The sequence below is a fragment of the Amycolatopsis albidoflavus genome (genome assembly GCF_039525725.1).
Taxonomy (GTDB): domain Bacteria; phylum Actinomycetota; class Actinomycetes; order Mycobacteriales; family Pseudonocardiaceae; genus Amycolatopsis; species Amycolatopsis albidoflava.
The window spans coordinates 322387-347993 of record NZ_BAAAHV010000017.1 but is presented as its reverse complement, the minus strand read 5'-3'; the positions used below and the strand labels follow the sequence as shown (position 1 = coordinate 347993).

The 25607-nt window shown below is 66.2% G+C and carries 27 protein-coding genes; 5 read left to right on the top strand and 22 right to left on the bottom strand.

All coding sequences use genetic code 11. From position 1 onward, the window contains the following. Positions 1 to 11 precede the first annotated feature (11 nt). The 5 genes from ABD156_RS29115 to ABD156_RS29095 all read right to left on the bottom strand — a co-directional run bounded on the left by ABD156_RS29115 (position 12) and on the right by ABD156_RS29095 (position 3913). Positions 12 to 884: a hypothetical protein gene (locus ABD156_RS29115; protein ID WP_344280683.1), complete on the bottom strand. Its 873-nt coding sequence runs from the start codon at positions 882 to 884 to the stop codon at positions 12 to 14. A 60-nt stretch (positions 885 to 944) separates the two neighbouring features. After that, positions 945 to 1682, bottom strand: coding sequence for a hypothetical protein (locus tag ABD156_RS29110; protein WP_344280681.1), 738 nt, complete (start codon positions 1680 to 1682; stop codon positions 945 to 947). 23 nt (positions 1683 to 1705) lie between these two features. Then, on the bottom strand, positions 1706 to 2014 hold the full coding sequence (locus ABD156_RS29105; RefSeq protein ID WP_344280678.1) for a hypothetical protein: 309 nt from the start codon (positions 2012 to 2014) through the stop codon (positions 1706 to 1708). A gap of 369 nt (positions 2015 to 2383) precedes the next feature. Continuing rightward, complete coding sequence (locus ABD156_RS29100; protein WP_344280675.1) at positions 2384 to 3157, bottom strand: DUF7178 family protein; 774 nt, start codon at positions 3155 to 3157, stop codon at positions 2384 to 2386. Positions 3158 to 3517: 360 nt separating this feature from the next. After that, complete coding sequence (locus tag ABD156_RS29095) at positions 3518 to 3913, bottom strand: hypothetical protein (RefSeq protein WP_344280672.1); 396 nt, start codon at positions 3911 to 3913, stop codon at positions 3518 to 3520. 1814 nt (positions 3914 to 5727) lie between these two features. On the opposite strand from ABD156_RS29095, the gene ABD156_RS29090 reads away from it, so the two are divergent. Next, positions 5728 to 6150 carry a winged helix-turn-helix transcriptional regulator gene (locus ABD156_RS29090; protein WP_344280669.1) on the top strand — a complete coding sequence of 141 codons (423 nt, stop codon included), beginning with the start codon at positions 5728 to 5730 and terminating at the stop codon, positions 6148 to 6150. 28 nt (positions 6151 to 6178) lie between these two features. Here the strand turns inward: ABD156_RS29090 and ABD156_RS29085 are convergent, their stop codons facing one another. From ABD156_RS29085 to ABD156_RS29025, 13 genes are all read right to left on the bottom strand, one after another. Continuing rightward, on the bottom strand, positions 6179 to 9232 hold the full coding sequence (locus tag ABD156_RS29085) for an AfsR/SARP family transcriptional regulator (protein WP_344280666.1): 3054 nt from the start codon (positions 9230 to 9232) through the stop codon (positions 6179 to 6181). Positions 9233 to 9275: 43 nt separating this feature from the next. Next, positions 9276 to 9713 carry a hypothetical protein gene (locus ABD156_RS29080; RefSeq protein ID WP_344280663.1) on the bottom strand — a complete coding sequence of 146 codons (438 nt, stop codon included), beginning with the start codon at positions 9711 to 9713 and terminating at the stop codon, positions 9276 to 9278. A 48-nt stretch (positions 9714 to 9761) separates the two neighbouring features. Further along, complete coding sequence (locus ABD156_RS29075) at positions 9762 to 10214, bottom strand: TadE/TadG family type IV pilus assembly protein (RefSeq protein ID WP_344280660.1); 453 nt, start codon at positions 10212 to 10214, stop codon at positions 9762 to 9764. Continuing rightward, positions 10211 to 10651, bottom strand: a complete 441-nt coding sequence (locus ABD156_RS29070; protein WP_344280657.1) for a TadE/TadG family type IV pilus assembly protein — start codon at positions 10649 to 10651, stop codon at positions 10211 to 10213. Before ABD156_RS29070 ends, ABD156_RS29075 begins: the two co-directional genes overlap by 4 nt. Positions 10652 to 10704: 53 nt before the next feature. Continuing rightward, positions 10705 to 11118 (bottom strand): TadE/TadG family type IV pilus assembly protein, encoded by a 414-nt coding sequence (locus ABD156_RS29065; RefSeq protein ID WP_344280654.1) that lies wholly within the window; start codon positions 11116 to 11118, stop codon positions 10705 to 10707. Positions 11119 to 11194: 76 nt separating this feature from the next. Further along, entirely contained in the window at positions 11195 to 11380 is a 186-nt protein-coding gene (locus tag ABD156_RS29060) for a hypothetical protein (RefSeq protein WP_344280651.1), read from the bottom strand. 47 nt (positions 11381 to 11427) lie between these two features. Further along, complete coding sequence (locus ABD156_RS29055; protein ID WP_344280648.1) at positions 11428 to 12321, bottom strand: type II secretion system F family protein; 894 nt, start codon at positions 12319 to 12321, stop codon at positions 11428 to 11430. Further along, positions 12318 to 13241 carry a type II secretion system F family protein gene (locus tag ABD156_RS29050; RefSeq protein ID WP_344280645.1) on the bottom strand — a complete coding sequence of 308 codons (924 nt, stop codon included), beginning with the start codon at positions 13239 to 13241 and terminating at the stop codon, positions 12318 to 12320. The genes ABD156_RS29055 and ABD156_RS29050 overlap by 4 nt, the downstream gene beginning before the upstream one ends. Continuing rightward, the gene (locus ABD156_RS29045) at positions 13238 to 14680 is read right to left on the bottom strand and encodes a TadA family conjugal transfer-associated ATPase (RefSeq protein WP_344280642.1); all 1443 of its coding nucleotides are present in this window, start codon (positions 14678 to 14680) and stop codon (positions 13238 to 13240) included. Before ABD156_RS29045 ends, ABD156_RS29050 begins: the two co-directional genes overlap by 4 nt. Next, a complete protein-coding gene (locus ABD156_RS29040; RefSeq protein WP_344280639.1) occupies positions 14677 to 15519 on the bottom strand; it encodes a CpaE/TadZ family protein in 843 nt (280 codons plus the stop codon). Before ABD156_RS29040 ends, ABD156_RS29045 begins: the two co-directional genes overlap by 4 nt. Further along, positions 15519 to 16232 (bottom strand): SAF domain-containing protein, encoded by a 714-nt coding sequence (locus ABD156_RS29035; protein ID WP_344280636.1) that lies wholly within the window; start codon positions 16230 to 16232, stop codon positions 15519 to 15521. Before ABD156_RS29035 ends, ABD156_RS29040 begins: the two co-directional genes overlap by 1 nt. Before the next feature lie 119 nt (positions 16233 to 16351). Then, positions 16352 to 17374, bottom strand: a complete 1023-nt coding sequence (locus tag ABD156_RS29030) for a hypothetical protein (protein ID WP_344280633.1) — start codon at positions 17372 to 17374, stop codon at positions 16352 to 16354. Positions 17375 to 17388: 14 nt separating this feature from the next. Further along, a complete protein-coding gene (locus ABD156_RS29025; RefSeq protein ID WP_344280630.1) occupies positions 17389 to 17808 on the bottom strand; it encodes a hypothetical protein in 420 nt (139 codons plus the stop codon). A 453-nt stretch (positions 17809 to 18261) separates the two neighbouring features. On the opposite strand from ABD156_RS29025, the gene ABD156_RS29020 reads away from it, so the two are divergent. Then, complete coding sequence (locus tag ABD156_RS29020) at positions 18262 to 18906, top strand: prepilin peptidase (RefSeq protein WP_344280627.1); 645 nt, start codon at positions 18262 to 18264, stop codon at positions 18904 to 18906. A gap of 181 nt (positions 18907 to 19087) precedes the next feature. Here ABD156_RS29020 and ABD156_RS29015 read toward each other — a convergent pair whose 3' ends face one another. From ABD156_RS29015 to ABD156_RS29005, 3 genes are all read right to left on the bottom strand, one after another. After that, complete coding sequence (locus ABD156_RS29015; RefSeq protein WP_344280623.1) at positions 19088 to 20137, bottom strand: sigma-70 family RNA polymerase sigma factor; 1050 nt, start codon at positions 20135 to 20137, stop codon at positions 19088 to 19090. Between the two features lie 72 nt (positions 20138 to 20209). Next, positions 20210 to 20578, bottom strand: coding sequence for a hypothetical protein (locus ABD156_RS29010; protein WP_344280620.1), 369 nt, complete (start codon positions 20576 to 20578; stop codon positions 20210 to 20212). A gap of 525 nt (positions 20579 to 21103) precedes the next feature. After that, positions 21104 to 21583, bottom strand: coding sequence for a hypothetical protein (locus ABD156_RS29005; protein WP_344280617.1), 480 nt, complete (start codon positions 21581 to 21583; stop codon positions 21104 to 21106). Positions 21584 to 22142: 559 nt separating this feature from the next. Between ABD156_RS29005 and ABD156_RS29000 the strand changes: the two genes are divergently transcribed. The 3 genes from ABD156_RS29000 to ABD156_RS28990 all read left to right on the top strand — a co-directional run bounded on the left by ABD156_RS29000 (position 22143) and on the right by ABD156_RS28990 (position 24934). Beyond that, the gene (locus tag ABD156_RS29000) at positions 22143 to 22997 is read left to right on the top strand and encodes a helix-turn-helix domain-containing protein (RefSeq protein WP_344280614.1); all 855 of its coding nucleotides are present in this window, start codon (positions 22143 to 22145) and stop codon (positions 22995 to 22997) included. Between the two features lie 40 nt (positions 22998 to 23037). Further along, positions 23038 to 23277 (top strand): DUF397 domain-containing protein, encoded by a 240-nt coding sequence (locus tag ABD156_RS28995; RefSeq protein WP_344280611.1) that lies wholly within the window; start codon positions 23038 to 23040, stop codon positions 23275 to 23277. A 247-nt stretch (positions 23278 to 23524) separates the two neighbouring features. Beyond that, positions 23525 to 24934: a helix-turn-helix domain-containing protein gene (locus ABD156_RS28990; RefSeq protein WP_344280608.1), complete on the top strand. Its 1410-nt coding sequence runs from the start codon at positions 23525 to 23527 to the stop codon at positions 24932 to 24934. Here the strand turns inward: ABD156_RS28990 and ABD156_RS28985 are convergent, their stop codons facing one another. Then, the gene (locus ABD156_RS28985; RefSeq protein WP_344280605.1) at positions 24935 to 25597 is read right to left on the bottom strand and encodes an HAD family hydrolase; all 663 of its coding nucleotides are present in this window, start codon (positions 25595 to 25597) and stop codon (positions 24935 to 24937) included. Between the last annotated feature and the right edge of the window lie 10 nt (positions 25598 to 25607).

The window sequence follows — 25607 nt, the reverse complement described above, 5'->3', positions numbered from 1 at the left end:
GTGATCACTCGTCAGCGGTACTGGCCGGTGATCTGGACGAGGTGGGCCATGTCGACGACCGGGCCGGCCCAGTAACGGACGTGGGCTGGTTCGTTGCCGATTCCCCAGACATAGAGCCGGAAATCGGGATCGGTCGGGCTGACCCACACGGAGGTGTTGCCGATGCCGTCGGGGCGCCGGACGCCGTACTCGTCGCACCGGTCGATGTCCGTCGCGGACCACGGCCCGGCCTGGAGATGTGCGAACACCCGCACATACGGAGCGTCGAACGGCACGGTGTGCGCTTTCTGGCGGGCCGCAACCCACTCCGCCAGCGCCGAAGCGGACAGCGACTGAGCGGAGGTGATCACGGCGCGCACGGCGTCGACGCTGGTGAGCCGGCCGTGGTCGCTGCTGTCCCCGTACGCCAGGGCGGTCGGTCCGGTGAACCACAACGTGATCCACTGCGGGCCGCGGTGCCAGCCTTGGGCGTAGCCCCGACGGTCGCCCATCTCGCTGATCGGGATCGGCGGCAACGTGCCGTCCAAGCCCCGGTCGGGGCGAGGCGTCCATTTGTGCGCGCGGAGATCGTCGTCCACGGTCGGGTACAGCATGTCCGTGGTGCGTGCGCCCGCGTAGCCGTGTGCCGACCTGCTCAGGCTCTCCGCCAAGCCGTTCATCCGGCCGGTGACGTTGCGCAGGCCCTGTATCGGCATGGGTTTCGAGCTCAGGGCGTCGTCGGCCAGGTCGGCAACCTGACACCGGAGGTTCCCCGCCCGCTTGGCCAGCTCGGCGAGGCTGGCCGCCTGCACGCGGTTGATCGCTTCGAAGGAATCAGCGCGTGCGCGTTCTCGTGCGAGCTCGGCGCGCAGCGCATCCAGAGTGGTCGAGTGGTCGGCGGTCATCGTGGTGCTCGCTTTCGTCGGTCGAATTGAGTGAATGTGCGGAGGTGATGGGAAAAGGAGTCACTGTTCCGCGAGCACGCGGTCGAGCTGATCAAGGAAGTAGTCGACGTCCGTGTTCGGACGCATCGCGTCGCCCGACGGCATCCAGTCGAAGTCGTCGACGTAACCGGTGCCAGCGACCTGGTCGAAGGTGTCGACGTAGTCGGCGTGGTCGCATTCGCAGCAGTCCGGGGCGGTCACCGGGTACAACTGACTGCCGACGTTCCGAGACGCGGTGGCCAGCGCGCGGTCACGGAACGTGGGCGCGGTATAGGTGGCAATCGCGGTGACCACACGAGCGACCGGGAATCGGGCGAACAACTCGGCCAACACGTCGTAATGGGCGTGCCAGCACGCGGAAATCGTGCGGCGCCTGCCGTTCGGTCCGGTGCCCTTGCCGCACGCGGACGCGCTCCCCTTGGCGCCACAACCGGCCGTGTCGGTGGCGCGCAGGGTGAACGTCGCGCGGCGGCCGGCGCGGTTGCTGCGATCCTCGCCGGTGCGCACGGTAATGTTTCCGTCGTAGAGCGCGCTCGACACGTCGCGTACGACGCGCTGAATATCGGTGAGGGACACGCCGTACACGAACATGGTTGAGCTCCTTTGCTGATTCGGAAACGGTGGTGATGACGTGCGCGCGGATGAGTCGAACAATCCACAACGGAAAGCCGAGCCGTTGCAACCGTTGCGCGCGGGTGAGAGCTGCGCGGCGCCCGTCATGGAACGGGCGCCGGACACGCGGCTGACTTTCAGTGCCATGTCCGGGAAAGACGGACGTTGCGCTAGATCCAGGAATCGACGCGGCGGACGGTGGCGCCGCATTTCTTGGCGACGTAGTCCGCAGCGTCCGCCAGGGTCGAAAACCGGTAGCGATAGGCGGACAGTGGCACCGGAGTGGGTGCCCCGTCGGTCGAATCGATGCGCCACCGTCCGCGCGGTGCGCGTTCGCATGCGACGAACGCGCACCCGTCACGAGTGAACGCGACCGCGCTATCGGCGTCCTGTTCGCCGTAGGTGTCGTCAGTCATGACGTAGCCGTTCTGGGCGTACTGATAGTGGAGCTCAACGACGCTGTCCGTGTCGGTGGACATGTGATCTCCCTTGACGTTGTCCGGTTGGGTCGGTTGCGTGCGCGGTTCAGGCCCAGCGCGGTTGGAATTCCTCGCGCAGTCCGTCAAACGTCCACGCACCGAAAATGCGGAAATGTCCACAACGCACGCGCACGTGTCCGCGCGGGACACAACCGCTCGGGGCGAACGTGGTGTGTTCACCACGGCGGTAAGCACCCCGCGTAGCGGTGACCAACGCGGTGATTTCACCGCGCGTGGTGTACCCGGTCACCTTGGCCGGCACGAGTCCGGAGAAACTGTCCAGGAAGATAAGATCACCGATCCGAATAGCGGTCATCCGAATCGAATGGCGTTGCGTGTCAGTCATCGTGAGACCTCACTCGGGATGCTTTAGGCGGCTGACTGGTAGCCCGTTCCGGGGCACGTGGCCAGGTCAGGCAGGTAGACGGTTCGAAATTCGTTCCACGCGCGTTCGGAATTCGCGCGAGCGTGGTTGCGTCCCTTGTCCAGCCGGTTGGGGCCGCGCTGTTGTTCGGCTTCCTGGTTGAGCCGTTGACGGGTCAACCAGGTCACGGCCTGAACCTGGTGCGCCGAGATCCGCTCCCCCGCGCGTGCGGAGATCAGCTCCGCGGCACGGCGGTACAGGCTCACCACGTGGTCGTACTGCCGACGGGAAACCGTTCCGTCCTTGCGACGGAACCCGTTGACCGGCGCGGAGTCATACTCCTCAGACGTGAGCGCGCGACCGTGCGCCACTGACAGCGCGTGCCGGTCGATCACCACGCGCGGGTCATCCGGGTCTTGATCTCCGCCGAACTCGATCAGGTGGGCAAAGTCGCGGATCTTGGGACCGTTTAGGATGTCCCCATACCGCTCACCGGCGAGCAACCGGTCAGCGGCGCGTTTCTGACCGGTTGTGGCGAACATTCCGGAACCGGGCCCGCCGATTCCCTTACCCTCGCGCAGTACGCGAGCGGCATTAAGGACGTTGCCGATCCATCCTTGCTGGGGCGAGTAAATCGCGAGCATTCCGGCGCCGAGATGGGCGTCACCGTTCGCGATGGCGGTTGCCACGTGGTGCGCGTCGGCATACCAGCGCATTCCTTGCGCGATTTCGTCGCGTGTGGCCTGTTCCCAGTGCCACACGATGTTTTCTTGGCTCACGGGGTGTGCCCGGAACCATGAGTGATCACTGGGGGCAGACATGACAATTCAGTCCTCTTAGGTGTGGTTCACGGTTACCGGCGAGTCGTCCCACAAGCGGGACCATCCCGCTCGTGGGGGACGCGCGCCGGCCGTTCGTACGTATTTGTCCAGGGCGAGCAATTCGCGTCGCACTTCTCCGACGTCCAATTGCCGCAGCTCGCGGGAGATCTCATCCCGCAAACGGTCAAGGTCAATCGCGCCGGATGACGCGAGGGAATACAGGGCGGACGACATACCGCCGTGCCAATCGGACGCGATACGTCGCGCTTGTCCATCGGTGATCATGACGGTGGCTACACTCATTGTTTGCCCCCTGATTCACGCCGCGACCGGAGTCGCAACCGGAATGGATTCCATGGCGGAAAAATCGAAAATGGCGAGCTGTGTAGTTTCCCGCGCGAGCGCCATTGCCTCGGCCAGATCTGCGGTCACGACGGAAACGTCCAGGTAGACGTGACCGGTCGCAGGGTCGCGCCATCCGCCGAGAACGCGACCGGGCAGCGTCAGGGCGTCTTTCGCTTGCGCGATGTATTCGTGTAGGTCGTTGCTGGTCACGGGTCCGTCGAAAACGCGTTCGTGTTCCGGGTGCACGGCGACCGCATAGCCGGCACTGAGGTCAGAACCGTCGTTCGGGTTGACGGAAAATCCGCCGTCGGGAACGGACAGAGCGTCCGCCATGGCATTAATCCGGGCAGACCAATCGATCAGAGTCATAGTCATGGCGGTACTCCGTTTCGTGTGCGAAAAGTGGTTGGCTGACAGCGATTCAGGCCAGTTGTGAGCTGGCACCGAAACGCGCAATCCTCGCCGTTGCGAGATCTCCGCAAAGGGGACACATCCTGTATCCGTGCAATACGGCACTACTCGCGTGGCGAGGGTTGCGCGTTCCGGTGGCACATTCCCTGAGTCTCTAAAACTCTGTTGGGATAAGCCGTTATGTCTAGCGCGCAACGCAAGGAACCATGTCCGTAAGGGTTTGGCGTGCTATGGGCAGGCGAGAGCGACGCTCTCAAACCAGAGAAACCCAATTTCGGCAACCGCCTAAGACAACCCCGAACGCCTACACATTGCGACGTTTTTCGGTGCTAGACCACCATTGACTTATCTTGGGGACACACCTGTGGCAGGTATGCCATTTATGCGCGCTTCTCCGCTTTATAGCAAGAGCTTTACGTCGCGAAGCTGCAAGCGCAGTTACTACGCATTCCAGACTAGAAATGCGCGTTTGGCTACGCGTCGTTCTTCACGCTGCTCTGCACGGTTTCGCTGCTGTCCGCACGGCCCAAGCCGTTGCCCGCGCTTTACGGGACTACTGTCATCTCGACACCCGGAAGGAGGTACTGACCCGAATCGGAGAGCTCGCAGGGACGCCGTGCCCTGGTCCTCACCCTCTCGGTTCGATCTGTTGACTTCCTGATGTGGAGTCGACATGTAGAAGTACACACCTTGGGTCCACACTTTGCAAGCCTGGGAGCCCTTGCCGTTACCGTTCCGTGACCTCGTGGTTCAAATCTGCTGGTCAGAGCCGCGCGGACTCATCCGGGCTGATCGGTCCGGACCGACGGAGTCAGGCATAGAAGAGCCACAGCGGCCGGCACGGCGACGCCCGGCGGAGCGGACAGCGGCCGGCACGGCGACGCCCGGCGGAGCGGACAGCGGCCGGCACGGCGACGCCCGGCGGAGCGGACAGCGGCCGGCACGGCGACGCCCGGCGGAGCGGACAGCTCATCTCTTGCGTTTTTGTGGTTTTGAATGGCGAAATGCCGAGAAATGGCGAATCGCGAGCGCTTTAATTGGGTTCCCGCTAGCGCGATTCAGCCTAAAGAAGACTCGAATCATGGTTCGAGTATTGACGTGCGGCCGAAATTGTGCTCGTCAAGCACGATTGGCAATCGTATGCGAATTGAAACAGACATCGGAATTGATGGAGGTTGATCACCGAGACGCGCGCGGCAGTCGGGCGCGACCGCGGCAAGCGAGCCGCAAGGGCGCGGTAATGCATGGGTCATCGCACGGCGGAAAGTGGGGGTATGAAGAGATCGTAACCAGAGCAGCCAAGGTGACCACCGAGTCAAGAGCTACGGCAGGCGACCACCCACCCAAATCGACTGTTCATATGCCTGCCGGCCACCGAGTCGGGCGTTGCTTCGGTAGGCCCTGCGGACCCTCTGAGCAGGTGCTTCTGCGAGTCGAGGGGCTACCGCTCTAACGGGCAAGTGACTGGGACTGTCGCCTGGTATGTCACGGGGACGGTCCGAAGTGCTCACGGAGAGTGTGGTTGATCTACTAGTTCGTCACTCGATGTGGTGACGCTGGTTCGTCCTAAGTAGAAATACGCTGCGCCGGGTACCTCGTTTGGCGTAGCGTTGACAACCTTGACGCTGATCACCGAGGTAGCTGATGACGACCGAAATTATACGCCCTCTGGTCGGAAAGGAGGCGATGGGATTTCGTTGATTCTGGGGGCTCGTCTAGTACCGCGGGGGCGGGGTGCGGGCGAGCCGACGAAGATGAGCGGGGAGTGCTTTATGGTAACGGGGGACGCTAGGTTTCTGCAGCGGTCGCGGGATCTCCGCCACCTGCTGAATGGCGAGTGGATTACGCACACTTTGGTGGCGTTGAGCGCTGGTCCGCTGCACTACAACGAGCTGTACGCCGCTATCCAGGAAATGACGACGTTCGATCCGTGGACGGGATCCGAACGCAAGATCCAGAGCCGAGCGTTGGGCCGGACGCTGCGTCGGATGGAGACCGCCGGGTTGGTGGACCGGGTCGAGGAGCGAACATTTCCGCGGTCGGTGGTGTACTCGCTGACGAAGGCTGCCGCGGACCTGCTGGATCGGTCGCGGCCACTCATCGACTGGGCCGAAGAGAATCTTGACCTGATCGAACGCCTGCAACGGGCACAAGCGGACGGCGAGCAGTCGCCGGACGACGAACAGCCGGACTGAAGCGTGGCTGTCGTCGACGGCGGCGGGTTCAGCTGGCTGCGGCGTTGTCGGTGGGGGCCGGCCGGCGGGTGCTGCCGCGGCGCTGGAGGAAGTCGGCGAGGTTGAGCGTGTCGGCGCTGGGGTGTTGATCGATCTCGCCGAGCGTGGTGGTCAGGAGCGCGAGAGTCCGCGGGATGGCGGCGTACTGGCCGAGTCGGGCTTGGGTGCGGATGATGTCGCGATAGACGCCCTCGTTGTACTGGTCGAGCCTCCGGGTGCGTTCCAGCAGGGTGAGCATCGTTTCCGGGTCGGAGTCGCCGTGTGCGCGGATCAATGCGCCGAGCGCGTCGAGGACGTCGCGCCGGGTGGCCTCGCGGAACGGTTCAATCCAGGGCACGAGCAGGTCCTCGGCGAGGTCGCCCTGATACAACTGGACGGCATCGTGCAGCCGGGCCTGGATAGCCTCGTTGTCCTGGCGAGGCGTCAGTAGAGCGTGCTGAAGCTGCCAGTAGTCGACGACGACGAGGTCAGTGTTGAGCTGATAACGACCGTCGTCGTTGAGGACGGCGTTGCCGAGCAGGCCGTTCGTGGCGTCGCTGAGCGCTCGGCGCAGCATCGACAGGGTGTTGTGGAAGCTGTTGTAGGGCCGCGGCGGCCGGCTGTCGGGCCAGACGGCTTCGTTGAGGACCTCGCGGCGAACGCCTTGGGGATGCAGTGCGAGATAGACGAGCAGTTCCCGTTGCTTCGGCGTGAGCGCGCCGTTGAGCTCGCGGTCGCCCGCGTCCTCCTGCAGCGTGAGCTGGAGACGTCCCAGCATGAGTACGTGCAGTGGGCGCCCAGCCGGGGACTGGTCGGCGTGGTTCGGCATCGACGGCCGCGCACTCCGCGATGGCTGGTCGCTGGTGTGCTGGCCATCGTCGGTCGCCACCTGGTGATCGTCCGAGCGATTGGCCGCAGCGGCGGTTGAGGCTGCATCGGTGGGCTGGACCTCCACGGGGATGGGCTGGACCTCCAGCACGTGCAGGCTCGGTACCGGCGCGGCCTGCCGACCTTCGACCGGTGTGGGTGGACGGGTCGATTCGAGGTGCGTCATGTCCTCGACCGAGCGCTGCTCGGGAACAGGAGCGGCCGTCACCACGTCGTCCTGATGGTCGCCCACGGGCGGTTCCGGCTGTTCGCCGACGAGATCGGCATGATCGTCTGCGGTGGGGTCGGCGGGGACTTCGGCCTCCCGGAGCACGGCGAGCAACTCGGTGGCGTCGGTGGCAGGCAGGTTGAACAGTCGGGTGCCAGCGAGGGCGTCACCGAGACCGGGGCTGGTCACGCTGACGGTGCCGTCGACGCGGACGCGCACGGTGGCGCCGGGGCGCCATGGGCCGAGAAGCACCCCGGCCAGACCGAGAGTGGAGCCGTTGTCGAGGACGGCTTGCAGGCGGCGTTCGGCGTGGGGTTCGGGGCTGGCAAGCAGCACGATCGCGGCGGGGGCTGTGCGGGATGTGCCTTCCTCGATGACGTGCCGGGTCCGGGTCAGCAGAGCGGCTTCCATCTCGTCGAGGGCGGCGTCGAGCGAGCTGACGACGTGAACGGTGGACGGCAGGTTCGCCACGTCCGCGCCGTCGAAAACGAGGTGCAGGTCGTTGGCGGGCACGAGCACGCGAATGCCGTTGCCCGGCTGTTGTTCGGTGATCAGGTGCAGCAGCAGGGCGCGCGCGGCGGCCGTGGCGCCGGGGCCGGCCAAGCCGAGGCCGCGGGTGCTGGCGAGGTTCAACGCGAGTTCGCGATCGCCCCGCACGCCGACTCGCGCCGGTACCGGGGTCGGTTCGTCGTCGGGTTCGAGAGCTCCGGCCGCGGTGATGTGGATCCGGGGTGGGGCTGGCGCGAGGTCGACGAATTCCACCTCGTCGTCCGGCCGTTGATCGCCGTCATCTTGGCGGTCGTGCGCAGCGCGCAGGGCGCGGACTACCGGCGCGATCGGGCGCTGCAGGTCGGCGCGGTCACCGCTGCCGATGCGGTAGCGGCGCCGCCGCCGCATCCGTACGGAGACCATGGCCGCGGTAATCGCGCCGGCCAAGCCGAGGCTGACAAACACACCGGTCAGCAGGTCTATGCCCGAGCCGGCCTGTCCGTTGCTGTCGCCGGCCTCGTTCGTTGCGGTCGGCGCCGGGGCGGTGTTCGGCGCGGGCTGGGTTGACGGTGGCGGTGTGGTCGGCGCGGTGCTCGTCGGTGGTGGCGGTTGTTCAGGTGGCACCTGCGGTGGCTGCTCACCGGGTTGTGGCTGGTCGGCTGGTGTGGGGACGTAGGCGATGATCTTCCATCCGGGCCGGACGAGGTTGGGATTGGTCAGTGTGCGGCCGTCGGGCTGTTCGACACCGCGGTTGAGCTGAAACAACTCGTGCCAGCGATTGCCGCCGCCGGGCCCGTAGATGCGCTCCGCGATGCGCCACAGGCTGTCGTAGATCCCGTCCTGTGGAAGCCGGACTTGCTCAATCACCTGGACCGTGCCGGGCGGAGCGGGCGCGGTGCGATCGATGACCAACGTCGTCGGGGTAACCACAACGGAGGGCTGCGCGGTTGTCGACGCGGCCGGCCCAGGGTGCAGCGGTGCGACAACAGCGACCGGCGCGAACTCCCCGGTCAAGGCAGCGACGGTGGGAGACGGCGCTGTGTACGGGGCTCGGCTGCCGAGCAGGGTCAGCACGATCGTGCCGATCAACGCCGCGGCCAACCCGTTCAACGGGCCGGGCGGGCGGACCTGCGGCCAGGTGATCCCACGAGCGGCGTCGACGGTGCAGCGCACGACGTCCACGGCGAAGAAGAACCAGACGATCCAACAGAGCACGGCCAAGGTGTCGAGCAGGAACTGGGCGCTCATGGCGTTGAGCAGCGTCGCCTGGATCTCGCCCCAGGTCGGCACGTGGTCGGGCAGCGGCCACCCCACGAAGTGCACTAGGGCCCAGGGCAGGCCCGCCACGAGCGCGAGCAGGACGACGAGCGCGAGCAGACCGCGGACGAACCGGACCGTGGCCGACAGCACCGACCAGATGGGGCGGGTGGTGCCCGGCCGTGTCAGCTTCCTGCGGGAGAACTGCGAATGTGCGGTCACGACGTGCTCGATTCCTTGGACGTACTGGATTTCGGGTCGGCGGTCAGGTCACCGGTTCCGGAATGCGGACGGCCGTGCCCTCGACGGTGCGGGAGGAAGCGAGTTCCGCCTGCTTGGAGGGCTGGCCGGTCGCCGCGGTCGTCGCGGTCGGCGGTGTGTGGTTCGCATGGTCCTTGGCGGCCGAGGAGTTGGCGGTCGTCCGCTTGCGCTTGGGACGGGTCGTCCTACGGCCATTGAGCCACTGGTTGAGGTCGGCGGCCGGGACGTCGGTGAACTTGGCCAGTTCCTCGACGCCGATCACATCGCTGGACTCGGCGAGCACGTCGCCGAGTTCGCGTTCGACATCGGCAAGTTTCTCGGCTGCCTCAGCCCGCTGCCGTGCGAGCTGGCGCACGCGTTTCGCGGCAGCCTTTCGCTCTGCGGTGCGAGGGGCGTCGTTCTCCTCGACCCGGCGTTCGATCTCTTCATCCGTCGTTGCCATCCTGGGCTCCTTTCCGGTGGATGGGTTGCACTGGGTGCCGGTGGAGACTCATGGGAGTACTCCGGAGATTCCGCGTTGTGGCTGGGCTTGCCCGGTGCCCGTGACCGTGATCGAGGCCAGGCCCGCAAGGCCGAGCAGCTGGGTGGGCTGGGTGATGGTGACGGACACGTTGACTGTGTTGCCGGCGACCGACACGGTGCCGGCGTGGCCCGCAGCGGCAAGGTAATTGCGGGCTGCGGCACTGGCTTGTTGCGGAAGCAGACGTAGGGTCCCGTCAGCGCGGTAGGCGGTCAGGTCGATTTCCTGGGCGCCGGCCCGTGCGGCTTCCTGCGCTTCGCCGATCGCGCGGACCTTCGCCGCGAGGGCGAGTCCGCCGTCGAGCACGAGCCCGGAGAACAGCAACGCGGCGACCGCCATGATCACAACGAAGGCGGTTACCCGACCGTCTTCGTCGTCTCTCAGCCCGCGCACGCGACGGCGAAGCGACGCAACGAACCTCATGGCGCGCCTCCGGCCTGGGCGAGTGTCGAGGTCCCGCGCCAGACGTCAACTGGAGAGGAGAAGCTGGATTCGAAGGTCCGGCTGCCGGGCACGCCGAGCGAGGTCAGATCTCCCAGACCGACGCTGCACGAGACGGTGACCGTGACCGTGGAGCCCGGTTTGAGTCCCTGGGTGTCGGTGGAGACCGTCAGAGATTGGCAGGTGATCCCGGCAGACGCGAGCGCGGCGCTGGCCGTGGCCTGGGCGTTGGCGGTGGCCTGCGAGGGCGTGCGGGCCAGGGTGGCGGCACGGGCGGCCTGGTGCGCGACGTCGTTGATCCGAATCTTGGTGTCGGCCAGCCGGCCGCAGAAGACAAGGAACAACAGCAGCAGGATCAACAACGGAGTCAGCAGAGTGAGCTCGGCTGCGACAGAACCCCGTTCGTCACGGCGCAGCACGCGGACTCGCGCACACGCCGCCCGTGCGACCGTGGACCACTGGCGGATCGTGATCATGGCGCCCCCGCTCCGGTGGGCGGCGTGAATTTCTCAACGGGCCCAACGGCTTCGGCATGAGCCGTGAAGGTCGCGAACGGAATCACGTTGATCACCGTCCCGGTGACCGTCACGGATACTTGGGTCGGTCCACGCTGGACATTCACCGACGTCCCTCGCAGCGGGCCACTTCCCAGCTGGGCGAGCACCCGCTGCCCTTCGGTGTTGCCGGCGGCAGCGCTGCCACCGGACACCCGCGCCGCAGACAGGGCTTCCGATGCGGCGGCTTGAGCGACGTGAGTGGCGTGCATGTAGAGCGCGAACTGGGCGATGAGCAAGATCAGCAGCAACAGGAGCGGCGTGGCGATGACGAGCTCGACCGTGCTGGAACCCCGTTCATCAGAACGCAACCTGCGCAGCGCCGCTCGCACACGAGTCTCCCGTGGACGGCCGTGTGTGTGCGGCGTGCCAGTCCGGCTGCGTTGTCGCGACATGGTCAGCACCGGCCTACAGAGTGATTCCCCCGGCTTTCTTCAGGACGGCAGCGGCGAGAAGCGCCAATGCGGCGATCGCGAGCGCAATCAACAGAGCGGTGACCACCACGGTCTCGGTCGAGTAGCCGCCTTCGTCGTGGCGCAGTCGCTCCAGCTCGACACGGATACGAGCGATGAGAACTTGAACTTCGGTGAACATCAGCTTCTCTCCTGTAGATCTCAGTACAAAGTGGACAGTCGAGGAACTTAGAGCCCTCCCAACACGCTTGCCAGCGCCGGGAACCCGATGAAGAGCAAGAACCCGCCGAACAGCATCACCACGGGCAGGCTCATCCGTTCCGTGGCTGCCTGAGCATCGCCTTCGGCGTCGGTGAGTTCGCGGGTGCGCAACGCCGCCGCTTTGGCCGCGAGACTCGCGCGGACGCGGGCGCCTTCGGTGCCGGCGAGGCTCACCGACGCCGCGAGCTCGGACAGCTGGTGCACATCGAGTTCGGCACCGAGCTGGCCGAGGGTGGACCAGGGTGTGCTCCGGGTCAGCTTGGCAGTGACCAGGGCTCGACGAAGCTGTTGAAAGGCCCAGCCCTTGCCGATGTGCACCGCATCCGACAGCGCGCCATCGACTCCCGCACCACCAGCCAACAGCACCCGGATCAAGTTGAGGTACGCCGACAGGGCATGCCGGAACGTCGAGCGACGCCGCTCGGCTTCCTGGCGGACACTGATGTCCGGAAGCAAGAACCCGCCGAGGGCGAAGACAAGACTCGCGACCGCGGGGACTTCCCAGCCGAGCCCGATATCGGCCACCACGAACACCAGCTGCATCAGGATCGGCAACAGCAGCCCGGTCAGCGCCAACGTGGCCTTCTCCGCCAGGTGGTGTTGGACGCTCTTGCCGGTGACCGCGAGATCGTTGCGTAGCTTGCGGTTGGGCAACCCGAGCGCAGCCAACGGTTTGACGAATGGGCGGCCGACGCGCAGCGCCCAGCCGTCGGAGTCCGTGGCGAGGATCGGTGGTGGCGCCGGCCTTGTGTGCAGCCGGTCGACCAAGGCGCGCAGCGGCGGCCGTGGCGGGAACGCGTAGACCGCGAGTGCCCACAAACCGATGCCGAGCCCGGCTCCCCACAGCAACGCGCTGATCATGACGACGCTCCCTTCCTGATAAGGAGGTCATCGGCGTCCTCATCGGCGTCGTGTGGCCGGATCGCGCCCAGCTCGGTCAAGAACCGCTCGGGCTCGCGCAGGCGCGCAATCCTTGCCAGCCAGGCAAAGGCCACTGCGAACAGCACACCGACGAACAGCAACATGATCTGGCCGAACGCGGAGTCGTAAGGGGCGAGGTAGCCGCGGTTGAGCAGCACCAGCCCGACGGCGAAGGACAGCGTGGTGATCACGATGACGCGCACGCTGGTTCGGGTACGGGCGCGGCCGGCTTCGACCCGCATCCGCATCGATGCCTGCTCGCGCGCCTCGCTCGCGAGTTCGCCGAGCAAAGCGGCCAGCTGCCGGGCTTGGTGCTCGGAGGCCAGCACGAGCGCGGAGATCACCAAGTCGGCGGTCGGGTCGCGTAGCTGTTCGGCGAGGTGACGCAAGGAGGCGGCGAGGCGTTCGCCGCGTTCCAGCCGGACGGCGAGCTCGGTGATCTCCTCGCGGATCGCCTCGGGGCAGGCCGGGGCGGTGGCGAGGATGGCCTGTTCCAGGCCGGCCGCGGCCACGAGGGTGTCGCGCAGCATCTCCGTCCACCCGGCGATCGCCTCGATGCGTTCGAGGTGGTGCTTGTGGTCGACGTTCGAGCCGAGGATCCGCGGCAGGCCGATGACGGCGAGCACGGTCAGGATGGCCCCGACCACCCAACCGGTGACGGCGCCGATTGCCAGGCCGGCGAGGACGGCCAGGACGAGCAGGCCGACCTGTTTGCGGTCGTGCCGTGCAGCCAGCCAGAGGTTCAGCCGTGACGGCGTCGCTGGGCGAGCAGGCCGGCCGCGCAAGCCGACCAGGATGAGCAGGAGGCCGGCGGCTGCACCGGCGCCAAGAAGGCCGAACAGGGCGGCTGTGGTGGTCACGGCCTCCACCACCCTTCGCGCCGTTCGAACAAGTCGGGGTCGTAGCCGGCGTCAACGAGCAGGTCGAGGGTGTCGGTGCGCAGCGGCGCGCCGGGCACGGCACGCAGATCAGGGCCAGGTCGCCAGACTTCGTTGCTGATGATCTGGGCGTTGTCGGCGCCGACGACTTCGCGGATGGAGGACACGACGCGCTTGCTCGCGTCGTCGCGGGGCTTTTCCAGGTGCACCACGAAATGCAGCGCGGCGGCCACCAGGAGATTGGTGGCCTCCATCGGCAGTCGTTCGGGGCCCTGCACCGCGTAGGCGGCCAGCTTGGTGAACGCGCCCTGACTGCTGGAGGAGTGCAGGGTGCCCATGCTGCCGTCGTTGCCCATGGACATGGCGTTGGTCAGTGGGATGACCTCGGGACCGCGGACCTCGCCGACGATGACCCGGTCCGGCGACATACGCAGGGACTGCCACACCAGGTCCGACAGCGAGATCTCGCCTTGGCCCTCGATGTTCGGCTCGCGGGCCTGCAACGCCACCACGTCCGGGTGCGCGCTGGCGTCCTCGCCGAGACCGAGTTCGAAGACGTCCTCGATGGTGATCAGCCGCTCCCATGACGGGATGGCCGAGGCCAATCCACGCAACAAGGTGGTCTTGCCGATCGCGGTGCCGCCGGTAACCAGGATGTTGCGCTTGGCCCGCACGAGCGCTGTCAGCATGCTCTCCAGGGCGAGGTCGATGGTGCCGTTCTCGCGCAGCTCGGCCAGCGTGACCTTGCTGAACCGGTGCCGGCGGATGCTCACCGACGGCCTTGCGGTCACCGCCATGACGGCGGAGACGCGCTCGCCGCCGGGGAGCTGGAAGTTCACGATCGGGCTGCCGCGGTCGAAGCGGCGCTCCTCCACACCGCTACGGGTAGCCAGATCGCGGATGAGCTCGATCAACTCGGTGTCCGAACCGACGACCGGTGGCAACCGGGTGCGACGACCGTCGGCGTACTTGACGAACACGCGGTCGCCGTTGATGTTGATGTTCTCGATCTCGGTGTCGGCCAGCAGCGGTTCCAGGCCGGCCAGGCCGAAGACTTCGTCGAGCACGGAGGCGATCACCCGCTGCTCAACCTCCGGCCGAACCGGGTCCTGACCTTCGCGCATCTCCGCCTGGGCGTGCGCCTCCGCTGCGTCCTGCAGGATCGCCTCGGCCATCTGGCGGCGCGTATCGGCGCCCATCGGGGCTCGGCCGGCGCTCTCGTCGTTCTTGATGCGCTGGCTGAGCTGGGTGGACAGTTGCTCGCGCAGGTACTGCCGGAACCGTTCCACGGCAGCGGCTTCGCCAGCCGGCCGGTGCGGAAGCTCTGCCGGGCCGGGCATGTGTTGGGCGCCGACTGGGTTCGGGCCGGTGCCGTTGGCCGACATCGTCAGGCGAGGGTCGCCGAGTCCGGGCCGGGTCATGGCGTCGCTCCGTTACGGGTTTGCGGCCCGAGCGGTTGCAGGGACGCACCGGAGATCGGTTCACCGGGAACAGCCAGCCGCAGGTGCGGCGCATGGGTGCCGTGAGAGGCGGTCCGCGCATGCCCGTGCGAGTAGATGTTGAGCGCGATCTTCGCCGCGGCCCGGCCCAGCATGGACTTGTCCGGTCGGCGTCGACCGGTGCCGTGGCCGCAGAGCACGGCCGCGCCCCTGGCGTCGCGCGGAACCCGGCCCATCACCGGGATCTGCAGGGCCTGGGAGACTTCCGCGGTCGAGTACCCGTCGCCGATCAACACGAAGCAGGGACGGCGCGACCATTGCTGGGCGGCCTGCAGCTTGAGCGCAATATGCGCGAGCTCGTCGTCATGGGGACGTGCGACCAACAGCATCGCGTCCGCGCTCCGGATGATCGGGAACGCAGGCGAGTCAGGATCGACCCGGCCGCAGTCGGCGATGACCGTCGTGTCCGGCTGGTCGGCGGCCCGCCGCAGCGGCGACGATGGTCCCGAGGCGAGGACTGCCAGGGCTGCGCGTGTTTGTTCGGCGCCGACTGGCCCAAGGACGACTCGGAGGCCGCCCGGCAGGAGTTGCGTGTGCTGGGCAATGAGGTTTGGGTCAGCGTGGCCGCGGCCTCGTGCCGCTGCGGCCAAGCTGACCAGTCCAGGGGTGTCGGGCAAGCGGAAGCGGGCCATCAAGTCACCGCCGGCCGGATCGACTTCAACCACGATCGGGTTTTCCTGGCCCGGCCACCGGGCGCCCAACGCGGTCGCCAGCGTGGTCACGCCCGGCGACCCTTTCAATGAGCAGACGGCAATGAGCATCAGCGGCCTCCTCCCGCAATCGCGACCAGGCTGAGTTGTCCCGCCGGAGACGAGGCCAAGGCGCGAGCGTCCGATTCGGATAGTTGCAGCGAAACCACCGTCGTCTGCTCGTTTTCGCGCGCGGCGATGCCCGTCACGACCGCGGTCCACGACGACGTCTGGCCGGATCCCGTTGCCGTTCCGGTTGTCGTGCTCTGCCCCGGCCCGGCGAGTACAGCCACGGTTGTTCCGGGTGACAGGTCGGGCGGGAACTGCCCCGGTTTGAGGCCCACAGCGGCGATGGCCTTGCCCTGCGCGGGAATCTGCGGCGCGCCGAGGACGGAGCGGGTCACCAGCGAGCCAGCGGGCAGACCGAACGCGACCGGTTGTCCCACCACAGTGGACGCGGCCGACGCCTCGATCACGTCCATGCCGGAGTCCGCTGCCAGGCTGACCTGTTTGAGATCCTGCGGTGTCAAGATCTGGCCCACCGCAACAGGACGGGCCAACGCAAGGACGCTTTCCCGGTCGCCCAGCTGCATTCCGGCGAATACGCCGCCGGCCGCACAGACCACGACTAGCAGCACGCCGAGCAACAGGTAGGGCACGCTGCGGCGCCGGTTGCCACCGCTTAAGCGCGAAGGAGACTTGCCGTCACGACTGGCCCACGCGTTCGCCGACGCTGGTTTCTGCGTCGTCGTGTCCGTGCCGGTCGAACCTGCGGTAGTGGTCACCGCCGACCTCCTTCAGGCATGAAGCCATCGCGACGCGTCGACTCGGGTGTTCGACGTGCCTTGTTCTCAACAGGGTGTTTCGTTGTGCACGCCCGGCCTCGTGAGGCGGAAGGCTTGGTTCAGCCGGTCGCGATTCCCTGACTCTCCGCCACACGGAACGCCACCGACGCCGAGGTCGTCATGTTCGGGAACGTGCCGCCCTGGCCCGCGCCCGACCACGTCACCGTCCAGTTCACCGTGGCGGTCACCGGGAACGCATCGGCCCGCTGACCGGCAGAGGACGTCTTGTACGTGTAGCCGCAGTCCGGTGAGGCGCTCTTCGGGTCACCGCCGGAAGGAAACGCCGAGCCGGGACCGGTGCAGGTAACCGAGCCACCGTCGCCCATCGACCAGGTCACCGAGGTCGGCTTCGCCACGGCGGTCACCGAGACGCCCGGAACCGATGCGGTGGCCGAGACTTCGCCCCAGCTGCTGCGGTCGAGCCACAGCCACGTCGGCAGGGTGACCAGCTGGTCGCCGGCCGGGTTAGCCTTGATCTTCGGCGTCGGCAGCCGCAGCTGGTTCCGCGCCTGCGCCGCCAACTCGGCTGGTGACGGCAGCGCCGCCGGACCCGGCTGGCCGTCCGCGATCCAAACCGGCGGCCGGTACAGCGTGTCCCGGATGCCAGGCCCGGTGCACTTGTACACGTACCAGGCACCGGCCGGCGGCTGAGCCTGCGCGAACCTCGGCTCCGCGACCGCGAACTGTACGGTCGCCGCCTCGCGTTGCGGTCGGTACACCGCGGGCACCGCCGTGACCGTGCCGGTCTTCGGCGGAACATGGAAGGCCGCCGGCTGGGCACCACCCGGTGGCGGGCCCTGGTAATCGCTGCGTACGTAGCCGCACTGGGCCAGGTTGGAGTTGCCGCCGATGATCGTGTCACCGTTGGCGTTGGACTGCCCCGTGCCGGGATTGCCCTTACCTGGGTTCCCTGGCTTGCCGTTTCCGTTGCCCTGATTGCCGTTCCCCGGATGAGGGTTCTTGCCCGCGCCAAGTTCGCACCCAGGGTTGGGATACTGGCTGCAGTCGGTGAAGCCGTATCCGTCGTCCGCGAGCGCGGGCAGGGCGCTCACCACCAGTGCGGCTGCAGAAAGACCGATCACGATCCCTAAGCGTTTCAACACGAGCCCACCCCCTCCACGGCGAAGCGGGTGACCCTCCACGTGCCGTCCTGCTGCTTTTTGACTTCCGCGGTGATCGAGCGCCGTCCGCCCGGTGTGTCGTTGACCAACTGGCCGTCCTTGTACTTCAACCAGTTAGAGCTATCGCTGCAGTCCGAGATCATGACCGTGGTCGGGTTGTCCGCAGGATCGACCTTGGACACCTGCGGCGTATTTGTCGGTGCGCCTTTGGATACGACACCGTTGAGGTGATCGGTGTACAGGCTGCGGTTGATCACCCCGAGCGCATCGCCGGTCGCGTACTTCGCGAGCTCGGGCGACTGCCAATCGGCGGTCTCACCGGCCTTGGCCATCTGCCGCCACATGCTCGCGTAGGCAGCCGTCGCCTGCTGACGAGCGCTGTCTGCCGGCGACATCGACGACGGCGGAGCGCTGGTCGTCGGCGACGAAGTTGCCACCCCAGTCGTGCCCCCAGGCGTCGAAGACGAGTTCGAGCTACAGGCCGCCAACGTCAGCGCCGCGAGTCCAGCAACTGCAAGTCCCGCCCTACGCCGGCCGTTGCGGCCGTGTACGTTGCCCCCGACCACGTGCACCCCCTCGGATCTGCGAAAATTCCTTTCGATCTAACTGTGGTACACCTCACGTCTACCTGGCGCCCCCTAGGAGACTGCAATGTCCCTATGAGGGGACACAGGTGTCGGAACAGGGAAAACTGGACAAGGTTCACCCGAATGGGCTAAAGACAACGTGTCCAAATGTCGCTGAGTAGTAGCTTCGCTACACCGGAAAGCCGTACGAGGGGTCCACAGGGGGTACATCGTGAGCGGGTATGTCACTCCCGCGAGCAAGCGAGCGGCGCTGGATCCGTGGTGACCGCGGTCAACATCGCCGGCTGGGGTTTGGTCGGGTTCGTACTCGCCATCGTCCTGCGAGTCGTAGTCGAGCGGGGCTCGTTCCTTCCAGCGGGGAGCGAGCGGCTGGCGCCGCCCGCCGTGCTCGAAGTGTCAACCGGAGTTCTGTTTTCTGCACTCGCCTGGCGGCTCGGCGCGGAACCCGCCCTGTTCGCTTACTCCTGGCTGGCTGCGGCCGGTGTCCAACTCGCCGCGATCGACTGGAAAACCCGCATCCTGCCCACCAAGCTGATCTGGCCAACCGGAATCCTCTTGGCCTCGCTCTTCGGCCTGGCCGCCGTGCTCGACCATGACGCCTACCCGCTCATCCGCTCCGTGGCCGGCATGTTCGCGCTCCTCATCTTCTACGGAGCGCTGTACTTCCTTCGTCCTGGCGGACTCGGCGGCGGTGACCTCCGGCTCAGCTGCCTGCTGGGGTTCGCGCTGGGCTGGGTCAGCTGGACGGTCATCTTGACGGGAACCCTGCTCGGCTGGCTCTCCGCAGCAATCGCACTTCTCGTGCTGCGTGCCGTTCGAGGATCTGAGGCGAGCCGCGACAGTCCGCTCGGTCCCTTTTTGGTCATCGGAGGGCTCGCCGCCGTGCTGCTCAGTTCGACGAACTGAATGAAGCCGCCGACCGGTCCGCGACTGGGGGTACCGCGCCGGTCGGCGGCGGCCCGGACGGCGCCGCAAGGGGGAGGTCGGCGCCTCCGGAGAGCCCAACCGTACGCCGGTACCCGACCTCCGCCTTGGGGTCGCGCGTGAAGCAACCCAATCGGGGGAGTCACGTGTGACGTGTTGCCGGTTAGCTCGCCAGCTTCATGCTGAGGAAGCTGTGCCCGGTCTCAATCCTGAGGCACTGGTGACGAGCGCCCGACTGGCGAACGTTCTTGCGACGATCAGAAGGCTTCGCGGGCGCCTTCTTGGCGACACGGAAGGAACTGTTGATCTCGGCAAGTTCGACGGACAGCGCCCGGCAGGAAGAGCACTTGTCGAGGTGGGCTTCAACCTCTCTGGCCTGTCGCTTCGGCAGGCCACTTCGTGTCCACGAGCCAAGGACCTCGATCGTTGGTCCGCACTGCTTTGCTTGAGCGGCAGCCAAATGAGCTTGCAGATATCCCTGGCGAAGCGCTTCCCTAGCTCGGTACGCCAACGCAGACACGCCGTTGGGTGTGAGTTCAAGGCTCTGCGCGACTTCCGCTGGCGTCTGCCCCTCGACCTCGGTCAGCCAGAGTACTTTCCGCCACCGATCGGGCAGCCCGGCGAACGCCTTCTTCGCCAGGGCCCTTTCTGCACTTGCCGTCACGGTGTCATTGAAGGGGACGCTGACGAGTGCAGGATCGACCGTTTCCGTGATGTCCTCAGACGGCTCGACTCGGCGTTCCTTGCGGGTCCTGTCGTACGCCGTGTGCCGTAGCACCGTGAGGAGATATGCGCGGATGGAAGAGTCGGGGCCGCCTCCCGCGCGGAGCGCCTGGAGGACCCGGATGAACGCTTCCGAGACGAGATCGTCGGCTTCTGTCACCGTCCGGGAAAGCTGACGGGCGAGATTGCGAGCAGAGCCAACGTGTTGCGAGTACAGATCACCGTAGGCCGCGACGTCTCCATGGCGAACGGCTTCGATCAGGTCGGCGTCGTCACGTTCACGAACGTTGCAGAACGGTGGGATAGGTGTCTCGCTGGCGACCGATGGCTCGGATGGCTTTGGTTGCGCTGCCAGGACAAGTTGCTCATGTGCTTGCGCCTGTCGTCGAGGAGCGCGGGCCCGGCTGACTGCACAGCTCCGTCGGGGACCGGCGAGGACGGCGAGCTGACCACCCGTTTCGCTACGGATGTCGACGGGACTGGCGGCCATGGTCGCACTCCACTTCCTTGATGCGTAAACGAAAGCGCGGACTGACCTTCCGCACGTTCAGTGACATTCCCTTCAGGCGCACGAGTCCGCAGACTCGACAGCCGGGATCAACGTGGTCCGCTCCGTGGCTCTCTCCGGAGCAACGCGGTGATCCTGAGGGGCAAGCTCATGCTTTCCGCTTCCTGAAGACGGAACCAACAGAGACTCCGAGAATGCCGGGAACAGAGCAGCCATGGCGCGCACGCAGCACAGCGTGCACAGGTTGTCCGGCACCGGGGGACGCTGCTCCCAGATCTCTTCGATGGGGAGGCCGCACAGGCCGTAGAACTCGTTCTCCGGCCAGACGACGTGCACGCGTCCGGCATAGTGATCCGCTGTTCCGCCCTGATGATTGGTTCCCCAGTACAGCAGCGATTCAGACGTTTCCTGTGGTTCGGTCATGACTCACCGAGCCGGCCTACGTTGCTGCAGATCAATAACTGTTGCTGTCACAGGAATCCCGCCCAGTCTTGCCCGTGTAGCAGCTCGGCGATCGCCTTGCACTCGGGGCAGACATCGGCTCCGACATCGAGAGGTGACGGGAGCGAGTGATCTGAAAGCAAGGCGCGGCAAGGTGCTGGTGCGATGCGAGCGATGTGGTTGCCGATGGCAACTTTTCGCGGCTGTCCATCTTCAGTTTCCTGAAGATGCACCATGTTGGAGCGCAGGATTGCCGGCGACCACTGCGGTGCAGCAGGTGGGAGGATGCGCAGCCTCGCTGTGTCGAAAGCGTTGCCTCGCATGGTGACTATCGACGGGGCCAGCGGGGACGGGGAGAGCAAGATCGTTGGGCTCATCATCGATGTCCTTTCGTCGCTTGCTCGATGCAGGCCGAGTCGTTTGGGAACCGGTGTACCGATCCGGGTCGGGGCCGGATCGGCGCACCGGCGCTCTAGGGTTGGCCGCGGCGTCGCTGCCGCGGATCGGTCACCTTCCGGCGGAGGCCATAGCCCTCGTGGTAGCAATCACCGCCGACTGCGGCGGGAAGTCCTTCAGCGCCTTCGGAGCGCATTCCCAACACCAGAGGCCGAGGCGCTCGTCGTCGGGGGATGGCAGGACGATGTTGTCGCCTTCCGGGGCGACCGATGCTCCCAATCGGAGGACTTCCGCGTGGACCGCGTCGTCGAGTGTGTGGCCGGGGCCCGTGATGAATGTCCATCGTTGGGTCTGTGCGCGTTCGATGACTGGGCCGGCGAGCATCCGGATCTTGAGGCCGGCCTGGACTCGCCGACCAAGTTCGAGCGGCATGGTGATGGCGCCGATGAGCCCACCGACAGGCAAGAGGATGCGCCGCTTCGAGCGGTCAACGGTCGCCGGTAGTCCGTATTCACTGCGGTAGAAGTTGCAGCGATCTTCGGAGGTCGAATCCGAGCATGCGGCTGAAGTACGAGTGGTCGACGTGGTCACGACGGGCCACCTCCTTCGACAGGGCAGGGTGTCAGGCAGCGCGAGTCGCGCTGCGCTGCGGAGATGTGCTTGGCGGAGCCGCTCGGCGGCTCGCAGCCGAGCGGGTTGTCGGCGCTGTGTGCCGGGGGCTGCGTGACCGGGCGACGGGTTGATCAACACCCTGGGAGGCAAGGGTGACACCCGTCGTCAGCGGTGCCTCGGGGCGTGGAGTCGGTGGTACGTGCGCACGACAGCGTCGGACTCGACGCCGCTCGCCGAGGTACCACCAACCGGCACCGACTCCGGCCACGCAGCCCACCATGAGAAGGAGCGCCGCTGCGATCGCCAACCCAGACCCCCACGACGTCTCAGCGGGGACTTGTATGGCACTGGGGGCGACCGCGGCCGTCGCAGCGGCGATGTTAACTTGTGTACTCATCGCTCTGCGCTCCTTCTGGCCTGGGGCTTTGGTGCGTCTGCACTTAGACGGTAACTTGTGTACTCAGATTAACTAGGCGACCGATTGGGTGAATTGCGGATACGCTCCGCAACCAGACACGCTGTGGAGGTGAGGGAGTCCGTGACACAACCGCGCCGAGAGCTGCCTCCGGCCGTGATGAAGGTCGTCCTTGGCAACCAGCTCGCGAGGCTCCGAGACGCTACGGACGTCACGCAGGATCGGGCGGCCGAAGTCCTCGGATGTACGCAGCAGAAGATCGCCCACATTGAAGGTGGAAGCGGGATTCAGCTGACCGAGTTGAACGCCCTGCTCGATCTTTACGACGCCAACGAAGCGGACCGGGACTACACCCGAGACCTCCAAGCCGAGAGCAAGCACCGCACGAAGCGCGGGGCGTTCAGCACCAGGTTCCGGCAGTACCTCCGGCTGCTCGTCGACATGGAGCCGAGCTGCAACCGATACTCCGCGTACCAGGCGTTGGTCGTCCCAGGGCTACTGCAGACCGAGGACTACTCGCGCACGAACGCACGGGCCTGGAGGCCCTCGCTGTCGGCCAAGGAGATCGACAAGTACGCCGCCGACCGCATCGCCCGGCAAACCGTGCTGGACAACGTCGACCAGAAGTTCTGGTTCATCATCGACGAGGCGGCCCTGCGCCGGACCGAGGGCGGTCCGGTCATGAAGGCCCAGATCATGAAGCTCGTCGAGACCATCGACCGGCCAAACGTCGAACTTCAGATCGTGCCGTTCAGCGTCGGCTACTACATGGGGCAAGGTCACGACTACACGATCTTCGGCTATGACACGAAGCCGGCGGTTGACATCATCTACCTGGAGCAGCATGACGGTGGGGAGTACGTCGACAACAGCAAGAGGACCGCGCGGTACCTGACCCTGTGGGACCACCAGAAGGCGGCGGCCAGCGGGCCCGAGCAGACCAGACGCACTCTGCTGGAAATCGCCGCGTCGTTGTAGCTGACCTGCGGCTTGAGACCGGAAGGGCACGAAGAAGCAGATGAACATCCAGGACGCTCACAAGCGTCATCTCGACACCAACTTCGCCGAATGGCACAAGTCGCCCCTGAGCAACCCTCCGGACAACCAGTGTGTCGAAGTGTCGTTCAGCAGCAACGCCGTCGGGTTGCGGGACAGCCGGAACCCGGATGGCTACGTGCTGGTCTTCACCTTTGGAGAGTGGGAGGCGTTCATCGGCGGCGCCGCAAGCGGAAGCTTCAACCTGCCGAAGATCCCGTAGTGCGCACGGGCGGCGATCACGTCGTCGCCCGCATGCCAGCACCCGGTGGTCTTCAGTCACTGTCTTCGGTATCCCTGCGTTTGCGCTGGTAGCGGTCCACTGTTGATCGAACCCTCGCTCGCGGCGAAGGACTACCGCCCAGGGACCGTCCACTGCCCGTCCGTACCCCGGCCAGCGTCGCGCCCAGCCGCGTCAGCTCCTACTCTCGGGTAAGGCGAGCTCACCAGGCAGACCAGAGGAAGACGCGATGGGAACACGTCGAACGTCGACGCCGAAGCACCCTCCGAACACGCGGCTGCGATGGCAACGGCTCCAGCGCGGCTGGAGCCATCAAGAAGTCGTCGAACAGATCAAGCGGAGCATCGAGCAGGCCGGTGAAGGCGAGGCCGGCCTGAACGCCGACATGGTCGGACGTTGGGAAACGGGCGGTCGCAAGCCGGACCCGCGGTACAAGAAGCACCTCGTGCTGGTCTTCGGCCTTCCGGCCAGCGAGCTCGGTCTGCTCTCTGCTGAGGAGCTCGCGCTGTGTCCTGCCGATCTGGTCGTACCTGCGCCTACGGCCAACGGCCTCATGGACGAGCAACTCGTCGACACCGTGGTGAAGAAGGTGATGCTGGTGCTGCTGGGTGGCAATGCTGAGTTCAGTCGGCCCGTGTTCTTAAAGGGCCTGCTCGGGGCGAGTCTCGCCGCACTGTTCTCAAACGGCATCGCGATCCCCGACGGCGCCGAAGTACTGGCTGGTGAACATCGGACGCGGCTGGACCGACAGTCCGTTGACGCCTTCGCCGCGATCACCACCTCCCATCGCGAGCTGTATTGGACCACTGCAGCGGCCGAACTCCTGCCGTCCGTGACAGCGCACGTCCACCTCGGCACCGGCATGCTCAAGTCGACCTCGGACGTTGAAGCGTCACAGTCACGGCAATTGGCATCCGCCGTCGCCGAGTCCGCGCTTCTTGCGTCGCGCCTGTTGTTCTTCGACCTGGCTCAAGCAGATACAGCCGAACAGTTCTTCCAGCTTGCGGACGATGCAGCTAGCACGTCGCAAGATCACGCTATCGCCGCCGCTGTGCTGGGCCATCGCGCGTTCGTGCCCGGCTTCGACGGGCAAGTAAAGCCAGCTCGCGACTACCTCGCGGCAGCGCACGCGCACGCACGCTATGGCGCGAGCCCCTTGCTGCGCTCGTGGCTCCACTGCGTCGACGCCGAGGTGTCCGCCCGCGTTGGGCAGCCGAGGGCAAGCCTCACTCGTATCCGCTCTGCCGAGGACGCGCTCGTGACAGCCGGAACCGACCCCACATGGCTCGACTTCTTCGACGCCTCACGACTCGACGGCTTCGCCGGCAACGCCCTGCTGCTGGCTGACCGAAACCGCGAGGCAGCAGGCCGGCTACAAAGCGCGCTGGACAACCTCGCCGACACCGCGACGAAGCAGAAGGCCGTCCTGCTGTTCGACCTCGCCGCGGCACATGCACCGACCGATGCTGAACTCGCCGTCGCCACCGTTCGACAGGCATGTGACCTGATTGAGCAGGCTCCGTACAGCACAGCACTGCAACGGGTACCTGACGTTCGCGCAGCTCTGAGCGCCACTCCCTACATCGGCGAGCTGGACGAACGAGTTCGGGCGTTGAGTGGCCCCGTTCGCGAGGCTTGATCAGCTTTGCTCGGCGTTGTGCGCGGCGACACGAGCAGGTAGCTCGGCCAGGCCGGCCAGGTGGAACAAGCAGCGCTGCTCGACCTCGGGCATCCGGAGGATGTGCCCCCACGGCCCGCGGCGAACGAGTGCTGTCGATATACCGGCCTCTTGGGCGGGGCGGACGTCGTTGTCCAGCCGATCGCCGACGTATAACACCGAGCTCGCAGCGACCCCGGCCTCCTCGATGACCCGGTCGAAGAACCCGGATGACGGCTTCTCCACGCCCCAGCCGTCGGAAGTACCGATCACATCGACGGGCAGTTCCAGTGCTTTGAGGATCTCCTCCGCTCGTGCGGTCTGGTTCCCGGCGAGGCCGACCCGAAGACCGGAATCCTGGAGTTCCCGCAGGCACGGCCGCACATCGCTGTACAGGTTCTCCTCGGAGAAGGTCTCCGGCTGGCCGGCGGCGGCTCGCCGCTCGCGTTCCACCGCGAGGTCGAAGCCCGGTTTGAAGACCTGGAAGGTCTCCCGGTAGTCCTTACCCTGAGCGATCACGGCGCCGAAGACGGCGGAGAACGTGTGGCGCGGAATTCCGAGCCAATCGGCCCAGGTCCCGTACTCGCGGGTTTCGTCGACCAGTATCTCGCCCACGTCGAAGAAGACCGCTTCGATCCTTGCCACGTGAAGATCC

Coding starts and splice junctions, on each gene's coding strand:
- ABD156_RS29115 (WP_344280683.1), bottom strand. CDS start 884: ATGACCGCCGACCACTCGACCACTCTGGATGCGCTGCGCGCCGAGCTC.
- ABD156_RS29110 (WP_344280681.1), bottom strand. CDS start 1,682: ATGGCACTGAAAGTCAGCCGCGTGTCCGGCGCCCGTTCCATGACGGGC.
- ABD156_RS29105 (WP_344280678.1), bottom strand. CDS start 2,014: ATGTCCACCGACACGGACAGCGTCGTTGAGCTCCACTATCAGTACGCC.
- ABD156_RS29095 (WP_344280672.1), bottom strand. CDS start 3,913: ATGACTCTGATCGATTGGTCTGCCCGGATTAATGCCATGGCGGACGCT.
- ABD156_RS29090 (WP_344280669.1), top strand. CDS start 5,728: ATGGTAACGGGGGACGCTAGGTTTCTGCAGCGGTCGCGGGATCTCCGC.
- ABD156_RS29080 (WP_344280663.1), bottom strand. CDS start 9,713: ATGGCAACGACGGATGAAGAGATCGAACGCCGGGTCGAGGAGAACGAC.
- ABD156_RS29075 (WP_344280660.1), bottom strand. CDS start 10,214: ATGAGGTTCGTTGCGTCGCTTCGCCGTCGCGTGCGCGGGCTGAGAGAC.
- ABD156_RS29060 (WP_344280651.1), bottom strand. CDS start 11,380: ATGTTCACCGAAGTTCAAGTTCTCATCGCTCGTATCCGTGTCGAGCTG.
- ABD156_RS29055 (WP_344280648.1), bottom strand. CDS start 12,321: ATGATCAGCGCGTTGCTGTGGGGAGCCGGGCTCGGCATCGGTTTGTGG.
- ABD156_RS29045 (WP_344280642.1), bottom strand. CDS start 14,680: ATGACCCGGCCCGGACTCGGCGACCCTCGCCTGACGATGTCGGCCAAC.
- ABD156_RS29040 (WP_344280639.1), bottom strand. CDS start 15,519: ATGCTCATTGCCGTCTGCTCATTGAAAGGGTCGCCGGGCGTGACCACG.
- ABD156_RS29025 (WP_344280630.1), bottom strand. CDS start 17,808: ATGTCGCCGGCAGACAGCGCTCGTCAGCAGGCGACGGCTGCCTACGCG.
- ABD156_RS29015 (WP_344280623.1), bottom strand. CDS start 20,137: ATGGCCGCCAGTCCCGTCGACATCCGTAGCGAAACGGGTGGTCAGCTC.
- ABD156_RS29010 (WP_344280620.1), bottom strand. CDS start 20,578: ATGACCGAACCACAGGAAACGTCTGAATCGCTGCTGTACTGGGGAACC.
- ABD156_RS28995 (WP_344280611.1), top strand. CDS start 23,038: ATGAACATCCAGGACGCTCACAAGCGTCATCTCGACACCAACTTCGCC.
- ABD156_RS28990 (WP_344280608.1), top strand. CDS start 23,525: ATGGGAACACGTCGAACGTCGACGCCGAAGCACCCTCCGAACACGCGG.